The 14,208-nt window shown below is 68.1% G+C and carries 8 protein-coding genes and 2 CRISPR repeat arrays; all 8 genes read right to left on the reverse strand.

Annotated features, from left to right (window positions below):
• Positions 1 to 83 precede the first annotated feature (83 nt).
• On the reverse strand, positions 84 to 1,367 hold the full coding sequence (locus ACWC9R_RS10295; protein ID WP_450730247.1) for a type I-E CRISPR-associated protein Cas7/Cse4/CasC: 1,284 nt from the start codon (positions 1,365 to 1,367) through the stop codon (positions 84 to 86).
• Positions 1,364 to 2,008: a type I-E CRISPR-associated protein Cse2/CasB gene (gene casB, locus ACWC9R_RS10300; protein ID WP_450730248.1), complete on the reverse strand. Its 645-nt coding sequence runs from the start codon at positions 2,006 to 2,008 to the stop codon at positions 1,364 to 1,366. The genes ACWC9R_RS10295 and casB overlap by 4 nt, the downstream gene beginning before the upstream one ends.
• Positions 2,005 to 3,576: a type I-E CRISPR-associated protein Cse1/CasA gene (gene casA, locus ACWC9R_RS10305; RefSeq protein ID WP_450730250.1), complete on the reverse strand. Its 1,572-nt coding sequence runs from the start codon at positions 3,574 to 3,576 to the stop codon at positions 2,005 to 2,007. Before casA ends, casB begins: the two co-directional genes overlap by 4 nt.
• Positions 3,577 to 4,148: 572 nt before the next feature.
• A CRISPR array of direct repeats spans positions 4,149 to 4,911; the repeat unit is 29 nt; unit sequence GTCCTCTCTGCGCGAGCAGAGGTGAACCG.
• A gap of 516 nt (positions 4,912 to 5,427) precedes the next feature.
• Positions 5,428 to 5,826, reverse strand: coding sequence for a hypothetical protein (locus ACWC9R_RS10310; protein WP_450730252.1), 399 nt, complete (start codon positions 5,824 to 5,826; stop codon positions 5,428 to 5,430).
• Entirely contained in the window at positions 5,823 to 6,107 is a 285-nt protein-coding gene (locus ACWC9R_RS10315; RefSeq protein WP_450730253.1) for a hypothetical protein, read from the reverse strand. The genes ACWC9R_RS10310 and ACWC9R_RS10315 overlap by 4 nt, the downstream gene beginning before the upstream one ends.
• 1,203 nt (positions 6,108 to 7,310) lie before the next feature.
• The gene (locus ACWC9R_RS10320) at positions 7,311 to 7,844 is read right to left on the reverse strand and encodes an SMI1/KNR4 family protein (protein ID WP_450730254.1); all 534 of its coding nucleotides are present in this window, start codon (positions 7,842 to 7,844) and stop codon (positions 7,311 to 7,313) included.
• A complete protein-coding gene (locus tag ACWC9R_RS10325) occupies positions 7,844 to 12,214 on the reverse strand; it encodes an RHS repeat-associated core domain-containing protein (RefSeq protein ID WP_450730255.1) in 4,371 nt (1,456 codons plus the stop codon). Before ACWC9R_RS10325 ends, ACWC9R_RS10320 begins: the two co-directional genes overlap by 1 nt.
• On the reverse strand, positions 12,211 to 12,573 hold the full coding sequence (locus tag ACWC9R_RS10330; protein WP_450730257.1) for a WXG100 family type VII secretion target: 363 nt from the start codon (positions 12,571 to 12,573) through the stop codon (positions 12,211 to 12,213). The genes ACWC9R_RS10325 and ACWC9R_RS10330 overlap by 4 nt, the downstream gene beginning before the upstream one ends.
• A 208-nt stretch (positions 12,574 to 12,781) precedes the next feature.
• Positions 12,782 to 13,055: a CRISPR direct-repeat array (repeat unit 29 nt).
• Positions 13,056 to 14,208: the final 1,153 nt, after the last annotated feature.

A 14,208-nucleotide genomic window follows, 5' to 3' on the forward strand; every position in this document is an offset into this window, starting at 1 on the left:
CGCGATGCGGAGCAGTATCTGCAGCGCCCCTCCCGGTTGTTGCGCGGCTGAGTATGTCCGCGAGCGCGGAGCGGGATAGCGGCTCAGGCGATGTTCTTGGCGATGATGCTGGTGACGCTGTCGACGAGGTGGTCGAGGCTGTCGGTGCGGTCGCCAAGATGCTCGAACTCGGTGTCTACGAGGGCTGTGTGGGCGGCGCCGGCGATACGGCTGCTGCCGAGCATGCGGTTGTGGGCACCGGCATGCGCGTCGAGGGCGGCGAGGGAAGCGGGAAGGTAGCCGTCGGTGGTGGCGGGGACAGGGGTCTCGTAGGCGCCGACGAGGTTGATGGGCCGGTCGGTGCGGACGGCGACGTGGATGAGGTGCGGCACCGTATGCGGCGCAGTCCCTGATGCCTTGGCAGGGAGGACGGCGAGGGGGAAGGCGCGCAGGAACTCGCTGGTCACCTGGAGGACGGTGTCGGCGTCGCCCTCGAGGTTGTCGACGAGTTCGCGGATGTTGAGGGTGGAGTAGCGGTAGAAAGTGGCGGAGGTGTAGCGCTGGTCTCCCATGTGACCTGCGCCGGTCTCGGTGCCTGCGTTGTGGACCACGTCGTCGACTGCGGAGAAGAAGTCGACCTGGGTCCGGGCGCTGTGGGTGGCCAGTGAGTGGGCCATCTGTACGGCGCCGTCGACCGTGGAGGCGGACTCGTTGGCGAGCATGCGGCCGAACGCGGCGATGGACGCGTTGCGGCTGCGGAGGACGTCCAGGACCTCGCCCGTGATCTTCTTCCGGTCAGCGGCGCTGATCTTCTTCCAGGCAGCGGCAACCGGCCCGGCCTCGGCGGCCTCCTGCTCTTCGGGGGCGTCGGCCTGTTCCCCGTCGCTGTCGGCCGCCTTCTGGGCAGCGGCTTCAGCCTTGGCCTTGGCGTCGGCGATGGCCTGAGCTGCGGAGTCTGCGGCGGTGGTGAGGGCCTCGCGGTATTCGGTGGCGATGGAGGCGAGTGCGTCGAACGCCGTCTCAGGGAGGAACAACAGGGCATTGGTGCCCTCGGTGGTCAGGCCGAGCCCCTTGATGTCGGCACCGATGATGAGGAGCTGGGCGGCGGTGAGGGCGGTGTCGGCGTCCCAGCCCTGGGCGTTCAGCCGCGTGGCCACTTCCTGGGGTGTGCGACGGGTGCGGAGCGCGCGGACGCCGAGGGCGTTTTGGAGGTGGGTGCGGGTGTGGCGGCGGCCGTTTTGAGAGGAGAGGCGCGGGCGGAGGCTGCCACCGTACGTGGCCGTTTTGGGAGCACCCTGGCGGTCGCGGTTCAAATTTGCGTAGGGGGTGGAGTGGATGAGATGGACGTCGATGTAGAGGGGGGTGCGGGCGGCGGAAGCGGTGGTCACTTGGTGTTCTCCTTGTTGCTGTTCTGCTTGGTGGTGTACGAGCGGGCCCATTCGATGCGGACGTCGTCGGGCCAGCGCTGCCAGCGGACGACGTCACGGATGAGCACGGGGTAGCGGAGAGTGGCGCCGCTGCTGCGTAGGAGGCTGACGGTGGCGGGGAGTGCGGTGATGAGGTCCGTGTAGTCGCACTCGCAGAGGCTGGTGAGGATGCCGCGGGCGGTATCGGGGCGGAGAGCGGTGGCGGTGCGCAGGGTCCAGCCGAGGTTCTGCCAGGGCTGCGCGTCCGGCTCCCGTTTCAGGGGGGCCTGGGTGTCGGTGCGCTTGGGATTGGGGGCGTCGTAGGTGGCGTACAGGGTCGCGGCGAGGAGGTAGGGCTCTTCGGCGGTGCGGCGGCGGGCGGGTGGGGTCTGGTCGGGGATGGGGATGGTGTAGTTGCCCGTGGTGATGCGCATGTACATGCGCCAGAGGTCACCGTGGCCGTGTTCGCTGGTGGTGTCTGCGTGGTGTTCGCCGATGCCGTTCAGGAGGCCGGTGCGGAGGTCGACGCGGCCTTCGGGTGAGGTGCACAGGCGGCGGACGTGGTTCATGAAGGCGGTGTAGCGGCCGAGACCGCTGCCGTTGGCGGGCGTCGGGGTGGTCATTCGCTCTTCTTCCTGCGGATGGCCGACGGCTGGGTGAGGGTGCGCCGGCTCTGGGCGATGGGCAGCATTCCGGTGGGGGTGGAGGCGTCGATGCGGGTAGCGTCGTCGTACATGCGGACGGCGAGCCGGGTGAAGTCAGCGATCTCCGAACTGGGCTCGATACCGGTCCAGAACAGCGCGTCGGCCTGGTCCCAGTAGGCGGCGATGGCGGTGTGGGTCCAGGGGCATTCACTGCGGGGGTCAGGGCTGATGCCGCGCCATGCCCGGCGCAGGGCCTGGCCGAGGGCCTGGGCGCTGGACTCGGCGTTCCCGCGGGTGGTGGCGACGCGAGCGGCCTGCTCGGGGTGGCGGCCGGAGGTGTAGGCGGCGACACCGACTGGCGTGGTCTGCGCGAACCACAACTCATCCTTCTCCTGCTTGTCCTGGTGGCAGGCGAGGGCGCGGGCGCGGATGGTGCCGAGCTGGTCGAGGGCGTCGGTGGGCAGGGTGTCGAGGAACCGGATCCACGCGGGCGGCGTGACGCCGCTCTTCGTGGTGTCGCCGGCGCGGCGGATGTGGATGAGGGAATCGAAGTCGCGGAGCAGGCTGCGGGTGTGGTTGGCGCGGACCGGGCCCTTGGTGTCGCGGTTGATGAGGAACGGGTCGTCGGCCCCCGTGATGGCTTCGAGCGTCGTCTCCAGCGCCGCCTTCGCCCCGGTGTTCTTGATGGCGGAGGGGACGGGAGTGCGCCAGGCGATCCGGCAGCCGGTGACTTGCCCGCTGGTGGGGTCGGCGATGGTGAGGACGGCGTGGGAGGCGCGGTTGATGAGGCGCGAGACAGGGCCGGTGGGAAGCTGGGGGTGGAGGGGGTCAGGGAGAGTGTCCTGTTCCCATTCGGGCAGGTCGGGGCCGGTGACGGGGATAGTCGTCGGGGTGGGGCACGACAGGAGGAGGTTGGCGTATTCGCTGCCGGTGTCGGGGTGCCACGAGATGGTCGCGCGGAGCGGGGCGGCGGCCATCGACTTGTGGGTGATGCCGTTGTGGCTGCGGTTGGCGCCGAGACCGGACGGCCCGTAGTTCCGCCAGGCGAGGACCCACCAGAACGCCTCATGAGGGGTAACCGGCGCGCTCTGGTGGGTGTGGTTCATCCACGGCTGGTTGTTGCCTGACGGACGCGTCATGACCAGTTTTCCGGGGGAGGCGGGTTCGCCGCACTCGTCGGCAAGGCGCGGGTCCTGGAGGAAGGGCCGGACCGGGTCGTGAAGGTTGAAACGCGTGGCCCACTTGTCGACGTAGGCGGACACGGCAGTCGGGTCGAGCCGGCCAGCAGCTAGGAGTCTGTCCCAGGAGTCTTCCCACTCGTCGGTGTCGTCGCAGGTGAGGCCCGTGATCCGGATGAACAGCGCGACGAGGAGCCGGCGTAGGGAGGATTCGACGGCGACATCAGGAACATCAAGCGTGCCGAGGTGAGAGGCGACCAGGGCCTGCGCCGCGGGCACGAGGCTGGTGACGCCGGGTGCCGCCCCCGGGGCGGCGTCCGGAGCGAGATCGGCGAGTTCGACTGGGTCGGCATCACGACGCCAACTCATCGGCACGCACGGCGACATCATCACATTGAACACAGAGTAGAACTCCAACTATGGCAAGCACCCGGAAGTTTCGAATGCATGAACGATCAACTGGGCTGCAATCGCAGGAATTTGACGCACCATCTGATCAGCGCCGGCATCAACATAGGGTTCGGCGAATCGCCCGTGCAAGCGCTCTCGGCAACTGTCAGTAGGGCTGTATATGGTGGTTGCGGAGGCGCTCCGCTCATGCGAACGGATCCCGTTAGACGACCCGAACACGCAAGCCGCGACGTCGTCGGTCCTGCTGGCGCTGACCTGCTCATACGGCATTCGAAGATTGAGAATTGAATGGCAAAAAGCCCCAAACATCGGCGGCGGTAGGTGCTTTCCGCGCAGGCGGAAGTGAGCCGACGATGGCGTGGATGTGCGGGCGCCAGAGGTTGTGCTCTCCGCGCAGGCGGAGGTGAGTGGCCGTGGACCGGTCAGCGCCTGCGAGAGGCCGTATGGCCGGAAGGTTCAGACGTGTGCATGACCGGCGTTCCTTGAATCACGAATCGGCAAAGCGCTCCTAACACCGCAGGTCGCGAAGGGTCCTCTCTGCGCGAGCAGAGGTGAACCGCAGCGGGGGGAGGAAGTCCTGGCGGTGCTGCTGTCCTCTCTGCGCGAGCAGAGGTGAACCGCGGTTCATTCGGGGGCTCCTGCGAGGGTGTAGGTCCTCTCTGCGCGAGCAGAGGTGAACCGTTCGTCCCGGCCGACCGCGCCGAGACGCGCAGGTCCTCTCTGCGCGAGCAGAGGTGAACCGTCCCTCGGACGCGGCTGAGTTCATAGGCGGCCGTCCTCTCTGCGCGAGCAGAGGTGAACCGCCGTCCAGATCGATCCCCCGCGATCGGTCACCGTCCTCTCTGCGCGAGCAGAGGTGAACCGCCGTCCCCCGGCGTCGTGACGTGGCTGCGGTGGTCCTCTCTGCGCGAGCAGAGGTGAACCGTCAGTGAATCCGCCGGACAGATCCTTGCCGCCGTCCTCTCTGCGCGAGCAGAGGTGAACCGGTGACCAGGGCCGCGGGCTGGTAGTCGACTGTGTCCTCTCTGCGCGAGCAGAGGTGAACCGAGCGCGCGAGCCATGGCCGCCACGGCGTCCGGGTCCTCTCTGCGCGAGCGGAGGTGAACCGTGCGGGGTGAGATCGGCGTGGAGGCGCTGCTGGTCCTCTCTGTGCGAGCGGAGGTGAACCGCAGACCTGCCGCGGGGCCGGACTGCTCTATGAATCCTCTCCGCGCGAGCAGAGGTGAACCGACGGCCGCGCATCGGCTGACGCAGTGGGTGCCGGTCCTCTCCGCGCGAGCGGAGGTGGGCCGTCTCGATACAGCATCGGTATCCCCCCGTCGAGGTGCTCTCCGCGCAGGCGGAGGTGAGCCAGGCACGAACCTGCACACCGAGCTGCGGTCGCAGTCCTCTCCGCGCAGGCGGAGGTGAGCCGTCGGCGCGGTCCTCTGCGTCCATCAGCCTCGCGTCCTCTCCGCGCAGGCGGAGGTGAGCCGGACCAGGCGACCCCGGAGCTGTCCACCCCTCCGTGTTCTCCGCGCAGGCGGAGATAAACCGCTGTAGGCGTCGTAGGTGGTGATGCTACCCGCGTGCTCTCCGCGCGAGCGGAGGTGAACCGGAACGGCAGCAGTGGCGAGTCCGCGTCGCCCAGTGCTCTCCGCGCGAGCGCCGGGGTGGCGCCGTTTCGTCACCGTGCTCGGCGCGCCAAGTGTCTGCCCCGCGTCGTCGGCGCCGGGTGCCGGCTGGCGCTCCCAGCACACCAGGGCGGCCAGGAGCTCGGCTGAGGGGATCTGGAGGTCCGCTGGATATGTCGATCTTGGCGTTGTCCGGTCAGTGGAAGCCCAGCATTCCGGGTGAGTCGATGTCGACGGTGACCACGCCGGGCGGGTAGGCGTCTTCGTTGCCGGTCAGCAGGATCGACATGCCGGTGAACTCGGGGCGTGGCAGTGCGCAGTACAGGGCGTGGCAGGTGTCGGGGCCGCCGTAGCCGTCGCGGATCATGGTGCCGACGCCGACGGCGGCCATGGTGTCGAGGCTGTCGACGGCCACGGAGGAGAGGGCGAGGACGCGCTGCGAGAGGTTCTCTTCGCCGGCTTCGGCCTGCATCAGGCACAGGGCGGGGATGCTGAGGCGCTCACCGGGGGTTTTCGCCATGTTGCCGGCCAGGAGGTTCAGCGTTTTGTGGCCGTCGGCGAGTGCCCTGACGGCGCTGGTGTCGAGGATGATCACGCTGCGGTGCCCCGGGCAGCCCGGACCTTCTCAGCGGCGATCTTGTAGATGTTGCCGAGCACGTCGGGGGCCTGCTCGAACTCGTCGTCGGGGATGTCCACGCCCATCATGCAGCGGACGACCTCCCGGTCGGCGGCCAGCCGCTCCGCCCGCTGGGCCGCAGTCGGCTGCTGGGCGGCGAGCGCTTCGACCAGCTGGCCGATGCTCACGCCGCGTTCCTTGGCGAGCTCGGCAAGGTGATCGCGGGTCTCCCGCTGTACCTGAATCGTCGTCGAGGCCATAGGTAGACTATAGAGGCTCTACAGTGTCGGCGCCTCCGGAAGGATGAACCGGGCGGGAACGCGCCGCGCACCCGCTCGAGCGGAGGTGAACCGGGCCAGCGCACGGCACGAGCACGACATGCATCGTCCTCTCTGCGAAGGCGGAGGTGAACCGCGGGTCAGCCCCCTCACGGTGAGGAGGCTGGAGGTGGTCTCCGCGAGCAGAGGTGAACCGCCGCGGCCGGGGCGGCGACCCCCGCCGCTCGGCGTGGTCTCCCCGCGAGCGGAAGTGAACCGGGTGCCCAGACCCTGGCAGGCCGCCCGCGGTCTCCGCGCAAGCGGAGGTGAACCGCGGGTGGAGTTCGAGACGAACGGCACCATCGCGCCCTCTCCGCGAAGGCGGAGGTGAGCCGAGGTACCGGGTCGTGCCGCCGTCGGGCGCCGAGCGGTCTCCGCGCGAGCGGAGGTGAACCGGGTGCCCAGATCCTGGCCGCCGCCCGCGGTCTCCGCGAAGGCGGAGGTGAGCGGTCGTGGGCCGGTCAGTGCCTGCGAGAGGCCGTGCGCCCCCGGTAGGTTCGGGCGGGTGCATGACCGGCGATCCTCGAATCACGAATTGGCAAAGCGCCCCTAACACCGCAGGTCGCGAAGGGCGGTCTCCGCGAAGGCGGAGTTGAACCGCGAGTACCCCACAGCCGTGGTACGACAGGGGCGCGGTCTCCGCGAAGGCGGAGTTGAACCGACGTAGTCGAGATGGTCGTCGGCGCCCTTGAGGCGGTCTCCGCGAAGGCGGAGGTGGACCGTCCCTGGGGCCGCATCGAGGTCCAGGACCTCTCCGTGCAGGCGGAGGTGAACCGCTCGCGGTGGGCGTCAGCCCGTCCAGCTCGGCGACCTCTCCGCGCAGGCGGAGGTGAACCGCGCCGGGACGAGCGGCTGATCGCTGAGGCGCTGCGGTCTCCGCGCGGGCGGAGGTGAACCGACCCGCGGATCAGGTTCTGCCGGCACGGACCAGCGGTCTCCGCGGAGGCGGAGGTGAACCGGGTCCGCCGACATCCCCGAGCGCCTGCGGGCTGTCGTCTCTGCACAAGCGGAGATGAGCCGTCTGACCGCTTCCGGCCGAGCCGGGGCTTGCCGTGGTCTCCGCGCGGGCGGAGGTGAACCTGCTCCTGCCGCAACGGAGTCGTGGCAGGAGTTGTCCCGTCAGGCGGATTTCCCCCATTGCTGGAGTTACGAAGCGTCGTACGGAGTGAATTCAGGAGTTTCCGGCGGAAAGTCCCTAGGGAAGACTGTGACCCGCACTTCGGCAGCGAGGACCGCACTCAAGAAACTGGTCACGCCGCCGTCGAACGAAAACCATTCGTCGCCGCGTGCTTCCTTGACCACGACGGTCCAGGTATCGGGGTCACTTCCAGGGCCCCGGTGCCAGAAGAGCGGGTCACCGTTCTCGTTGCGTCCGAAGCTGATGAGTTCGGCAGGTACTGAGAGCCGGTAGGGGATTTCCTCCCCGTCCTCTGCAAGTTCCCTCAGCGCCCACAGCTCGCCTTCTGCCTGTTGCTTGAGATCCAGCTGTTCCCAGGGAGAATTGGGCTGGTAGATGTGCAGGAAATCTCCGAAGCTGCCGGCGCCGTAGGTCTCGACCAGTTCCTTGTAGTCCGTCGGCAAAGGGAGCTGTAGGTCGTCCTCGATGGTCTCCCAGGCATATTCCTGGCCGCTGCTTTGGGAAGGTGGCGCAACGACCTCGCGCAGTCGCCTGATAGACATCACTTGCTCCTGTTCAACAGAGTGATCGAGTTGAATTCGCTGCCGTCTCGGCTGTGGAACCGGAACCCGTTGGATCCGTGTGCTTCCAGTGTCACCCCTCGCGGGACGAGATTGTTGCCATCGTATATGGGCTTGACCGTGTACTGGATTGTCTCGCCGCCCTCTGCCGCGCGGCGTATTTGCCCTTCGAGCCGCGCCATATTGGGAGTATTGACGGGCCGGTGAACCAGCGTGACGAGATTCTCCCCGATATCACCTGATCCGCCGAGTTGCCTGCCCAGCAGGTGACCTCGGGCGTGCGGCCCCACGGGAGGGCCGCCCTGGAAGCCGCGTGGTCTGATACGGCTGGCGGCGTGTGTGCCCTCGCCGATCATGTCGCGTGTGATCGTTGCGTGCATGGTCGTCGAGCGGCCCAGCGCGTCGGGCTCGCCGAACTGCACGCGCCCGCCCCATGTGGGGTCCGGCTCGCAGGCTGCAAGGCCGTTGGGATCAGTCCAGCTGTGGGGGTTGGTTACGTAGGCGTGGTGGTTGGGCGCGGGGACGAGACCGAGGGGGTCAGGGGTGGTGTAGCGGGCGGTTTCGGGATCGTAATAGCGGAAGTGGTTGTAGTGGAGCCCGGTCTCGGGGTCGAGGTATTGGCCGGGGAAGCGCAGCGGGCAGTCGGTAGTGACGGCGCGGCCCACGCTTGCGGCCGACGGCGGCAGCGGAGTTCCCCACAGGGTGGTGCGGTCTTGCCAGGCAATGTCGCCTTCGGTGGTGACCAGTTCCGTGGGAGTGCCGCTCAGGTCAGTGATGACGGCATGGAAGCGCGGAGTGCCGGCCGGTGTGACGCGGGTGGTCTGAGTCAGGGGGCAGTGGGTTTCGGGGGCGTAGTCCCAGGTGGTGATCTGACCGTCTGAGGCAGCTTGTTCGGCGAGGCGGGTGCCATCCCAGGTGAAGGCGAGGGAGGCAGCGGTGGTTCCGTCGTCGGCGAGGCGGTATTTGGCAGTGCGGCGGCCGAGGGGGTCGTAGGTGTAGCGCCAGGTTTCGCCCTCCGGGGTGGTGACTTGGGTGAGGCGGTCCTCGGCGTTGTAGGCGTAGGTCCAGGTGCGAGTCTGCCCGTTGAGGAGTTTGCGGGCCTTGCGGGTCAGGCGGCCTTGAGCGTCGTGCTCGTAGGTGGTGTGTCCGGCACGAGTCAAGAGAGTGCCGGTGAAGTCGTGGTCGCCGTTCGCCGGGTGGTCGGGGGCAGCCGCGTGGCTGAGGTTGCCTGCCGTGTCGTAGGCGTAGGTCTCGGTCCAACCGTGGGCACGTACACCCGTCACGCGCCCCGCGGTGTCCAAGTCGAAGTGCCGCATACCGCTGGTCAGGTCGCCGATCTCGGAGAGGTTGCCGTCGACGTAGTAGGCGTAGGTGCGGTGCTGGAGAAGGAGTTCGTCGTCGGGTGTCCGGTGGTGGGTGAGGGCTTGGGCGGTGAGGCGGCCGGTGGAGTCCCAGTTCTGGGTGAGGAGCACGTCCCTGCCCAGGCGGCGTTCGACTTCGCGGCCTGTGGCGTCGTAAGTGAAGCTGAGGTTTCCGCCGTCGGCGATGAGGGATGCGGGGCGGCCTGCTGCGTCGTAGGACCATCGGGAGACGGAGCCGGTGGGCGTGGTGCGGCTGATGCGCTGGCCGAGGGCGTTGTAGCTGTAGGCGGTGGTTAGGCCGTCCACGGTCTCGCTCAGAACACGGCCGAGCAAGTCGTGTTGCCAAGTGACAGCGGCATCGGGATTGGCGACGCGCACGAGGTGGCCGGATGGGGCGTACTCGTATGCCGTCTCCGCGCCGTCGTTCGTGGTGAATGAGGCGGTTCGGCCGAAGGCGTCGCGGGTGAAGGTGAGAGTCTCCCCCGCGCCATTGGTACGTGAGGCGAGTCGGCCCGCGGCATCGTGGGTGTAGGTGAGGGTGCGGCCGTTGAAGTCGGTCTCGGAGGTGAGGCATCCGGCCGGGTCGTAGGAGTACGTCCAGCTGAGACCCTGCGGGTTGGTGACCTGGGTGAGGCGGAGTTCGGTGTCGTACGCGAAGGCGTAGGTAGTGCCGTCGGGGTCGGTGCGAGTGAGGGGCAGATCGAAGGAGCCGTGGGTGAGGCAGGTGGTGTGGCCTGCCGCGTCGGTGTGGGCAAGGAGGTTGCCCTCGCCGTCCCAGGTCCACGTTTCCCGTGCCCCGTCGGGAGCCTCGCGCCATGCGGGATTGCCCTGGGGCGTCCAGCTCAGGCGGGTGGTGTTGCCCAGCGGGTCAGTCGCGCAGGTGACGCGTCCGAAGGCGTCACGGTCGACCGTGGTGGTATTGCCCAGGGGGTCGGTGACTGTGGTCGGTAGCCCGGCCTGGTTGCAGGTGAGATGGCGAGTGTGGCCCAGTGCATCGGTGATGGTGGTCAGGTCGCCAGAGGTGCTGTAGGCGTAGCGGGTTTCGGCACCGGCCGGGTCCGTGGTGGTCAGGAGGTTGCCGGCCGCATCGTAGGTGTGGTGCCAGGTGGTGCCGCCCGGCTCAATGACCTGGGTGGGCAGGCCCAGGTCGTTGTAGGTGGCCTGGCCGGTGGTCCCGTCGGGAAGGGTGATGCGGGTGAGGTTGCCTGCCTCGTCGTAGGTCCGGCGGGTGACGTGGCCCAGGGCATCCGTGGTGGCCACAGGGTGGTCGTAGCGGTCCCAGTCGGTACGGGTGGTCTGCCCCAGTGGGTCGGTCTCCGCAACGACCTGTAGGGACTCGTTGGCCAGATAGGTGCTGGTGTGGCCGAGGGAGTCGGTCAGCCGGGTGCGACGCAGGCCGGTGTTCGGATCGCGGTCGTAGGTGAAGGTGGAGCGCAGGTGTCCGGCGGAACCGGTTTGGGCGGTACAGCGGTCCTGGTCGTCGTAGGTGTAGTCGAAGCGGGAGCCGTTGGTGTCGATCCAGGCCGTGATCCGGCCGTGCGTGTCGTTCTCGAAGCGGAGTGGGGTCTCGCTGGCTGGGGTGGTGACCGTGTCGAGGTGTCCCGTGCCGTCGTAGCCGTAGGCGGCGAGCAGCTGATCGCCGCCGTCCGCGGCGACATCGGCCAGGTGCAGGGCGGTTATTCGGTGGGCATGGGTGGTCAGCTTGAGGCGGTAGCCGCCGCTGTGGGTGATCTCGGTAGGGGCACCGGTCTCGTCGTAGGCGAAGTTGATCCAGTGCCCGTTGCGGTCCCCGATCTCCTCCAACAGTGCCAAGCCCGGGGCGTGCTCGGTAAATACCCGGGTGTGGCCGGTGGCCGGGTCGCGGAGCTCGAAGTCGCCTGCCTCGGTGCGTCGCAGCATCTGGGGCGGCCCCGTCTCGGACTCTACGCCTGTGCCGCCCGGCTCCGGGTGTGGAAAGAGGCGCAAGGTGCCGTCCGCGCCGACGTGGACCACGCCCTGCTCGTCGAGCTCCAGGCGCTCGTCGGCGGTGGAGGCCCAGGTGGGGCCGAACCAGTGCCCGGCCCGGTAGGAAGCCTCGAAGGTGCGGGTGAAGGCCAGCGGCAGTGCGCCGGGCAGGTGGGTGTCGGCCTGCGGCAGCACCATACGGCCACTCGCCACATCCACGGGGTCCTTCTTCAGCACCCGGCACTTGAAGTCGCGTCCGAAGTTCCGCAGGCCGTTGCTGTCGCGGGCCAGGGAGGCGCGACCGGTGCCGGCCAGTTCCAGCCGGGGCACTTTGATGTCGCGCAGTGCACGGGCACCGCCCAGCGCCTTGGCGGTGCGGCCAGCCGCACCGATGGCGCCGCCCAGTAGCAGGCCGGAGACACCAGCTTCCTTGATCTCGGCGAGGTTGATGCCCTGTTGCTCGCCGAGCAAATTGCGTCCGCCTTGGGCCACCACCACATCCACGGTGATGGCCTCGATGCTGCCCATTGCGGCGGTGGCCAGTACCGTTCCGGCGATTTCGGCGACGGTTGCGGAGACGGCGACGCCCGCCGTGCTGGCTGCGGCAACGATCGCCTCGGTGGCGCCGGCCGCCGCGACCTCGCTGATGCCGCCGGTGAACAGCGCCAGCGCAGTCCCGGCGACCAGCACCGCTCCTGCGATCTCCAGCTCGTGTTCGATCTTCTTCTTCGCGTCGGCTATCTGGTCCGCGAACTTGTCCAGCGCCTTTGCCATATCCTCCGCAGCGGAGGCAACGTCGTCCAGGTAACCCTTGCCTCCGCCGTGGTACTTGCGCCAGAAAGCCTCGAAGGCGTCGATCGACTTACCCTTATTGTTATCGATGACGTCCTGGGCAGACTTATGCGTCGCGGAGGTGATGTCCTTTACGTCGTCGGCAAAGGTGCGCCAAGCCCGTGCGGCCTCCCGGAGCTCGTCCTCGTCACCCTCCGGAAACCACATGCCCGTGAGGTCCTGGACTATCTCCTTGACCTTGTCTCCAGCACTCAACGCGCACCGCTACCAGGCGAGTTGAAGCCGGAGGCGCTGGAGTGATCCGCTTCCTCGTGGTTGTCGGCCATGTCCTTCATGGACTTGTGGACGCTTTCCAGACCCTTCACCAACGCCTTGGCGGCCCGCTCGATTTGGGTGCGATGCGGACTGTAGGCACCTTCGAACTTTTTACCTTGTACGTCGTGCCCCCATGGCTCGCCGAGCCCATCGAGTGAGTGCTTCAGCTTCTCTGCTGCCTTCGCCAAGGCGGCAGACTCCGTATGGAATTTTGGTGCTTCATTCTTCAATTGGTCTGTGTCGATGTCGAAGCCGGAAGCGGCCACAGTTCCCTCCGGAGTGCCCGTGTTCAGATGCACTCCGAACCTATCCTGTTCCACTGACTACGGTGACAGGGCGTCAGGCTTCGTGGATCACAGGTCAGTCCGTCCTTCGGTGGCCTCACGGTCGTGGGCCGGTCAGTACCTGCGAGAGACCGCGCGGCCCGGTAGATTCAGGCGGGTGCATGACCGGCGATCCTTGAATCACGAATTGGCAAAGCGCTCCTAACACCGCAGGTCGCGAAGGGCGGTCTCCGCGCAGGCGGAGGTGAACCGCCTCAAAGGGTCGAAGTCCGGATAACGGGTTCGCGGTCTCCGCGCAGGCGGAGGTGAACCGAAGAAGCCGGCGCCGTGCACGTACACCAAGCTGCGGTCTCCGCGCAGGCGGAGGTGAACCTACGGCCCGAAGACCCAGGACGCGGTCTCCGGCGCGGTCTCCGCGCAGGCGGAGGTGAACCGCCGCGGTCGAGCCGTACGACGCGCGCCCCGACGCGGTCTCCGCGCAGGCGGAGGTGAACCGTGCTGGTACCAGTCCAGCCGCCGCTTGCCCCAGCGGTCTCCGCGCAGGCGGAGGTGAGCGGCCGCCGGCCTCAATGCCTGCGAGAGGCCGTGCGGCCCCGGTAGATTCAGGTGGGTGCATGACCGGCGATCCTTGAATCACGAATTGGCAAAGCGCTCCTAACACCGCAGGTCGCGAAGGGTCCTCTCCGCGCGAGCGGAGGTGAACCTTCCGCCCGCTCCTCCTCCCGGCGCTTGCGCTCGTCCTCTCCGCGCGAGCGGAGGTGAACCGGCTGATGAGTTTGGGGTCGACTCCCATAATGGGTCCTCTCCGCGCGAGCGGAGGTGAACCGGCCGTCGTCCGGATCACGGTGCGCAACCCGCTGTCCTCTCCGCGCGAGCGGAGGTGAACCAGCACCGTGGGCAACTCCGCATGGCGGAGCGCTGTCCTCTCCGCGCGAGCGGAGGTGAACCGGAGAAGGGGTGCGAAATCTGCACCCCCGCCCCGTCCTCTCCGCGCGAGCGGAGGTGAACCGGTCGGCTACAGCGTCAGCCATACGCGTTTGGTGTCCTCTCCGCGCGAGCGGAGGTGAACCGGCGCTGAGGGCCTTGTCGGCGGTCGCCTTGCTGTCCTCTCCGCGCGAGCGGAGGTGAACCGCTCCTGCGGTGGGCGCCAGGGCCCGAGCTGGCGTCCTCTCCGCGCGAGCGGAGGTGAACCGCCGGTTACCCGGATGCTTACCCCGGTGCTCTGGTCCTCTCCGCGCGAGCGGAGGTGAACCGCCGATCGCCTGGCCAACGTCATGCAAAGCGGTGTCCTCTCCGCGCGAGCGGAGGTGAACCGCGATTTTGCGCGGTTTGACCGTTGCGCTGGTGGTCCTCTCCGCGCGAGCGGAGGTGAACCGCCCGTGGGGGACGGAGGCCGGCTCAGGCTCACGTCCTCTCCGCGCGAGCGGAGGTGAACCGGTGAACGCGAACACCCAGTCCGGCAGCGTCACGTCCTCTCCGCGCGAGCGGAGGTGAACCGACAGCCGGGCGGCCTTGATCCAGTAGAGAAACGTCCTCTCCGCGCGAGCGGAGGTGAACCGGTTCCGATCAGCACCGTGCAGGCCCCGCCGTAGTCCTCTCCGCGCGAGCGGAGGTGAACCGCCGGACCTGACGTGGTGGCAGCGCCTGGCG

The organism is Streptomyces sp. NPDC001219, from assembly GCF_053597915.1.

Excerpts from the sequence above, each read along its gene's own strand:
- casA (WP_450730250.1), bottom strand. The coding sequence starts at position 3,576 with ATGAGTTGGCGTCGTGATGCCGACCCAGTCGAACTCGCCGATCTCGCT.
- ACWC9R_RS10320 (WP_450730254.1), bottom strand. The coding sequence starts at position 7,844 with ATGTCTATCAGGCGACTGCGCGAGGTCGTTGCGCCACCTTCCCAAAGC.
- ACWC9R_RS10315 (WP_450730253.1), bottom strand. The coding sequence starts at position 6,107 with ATGGCCTCGACGACGATTCAGGTACAGCGGGAGACCCGCGATCACCTT.
- casB (WP_450730248.1), bottom strand. The coding sequence starts at position 2,008 with ATGACCACCCCGACGCCCGCCAACGGCAGCGGTCTCGGCCGCTACACC.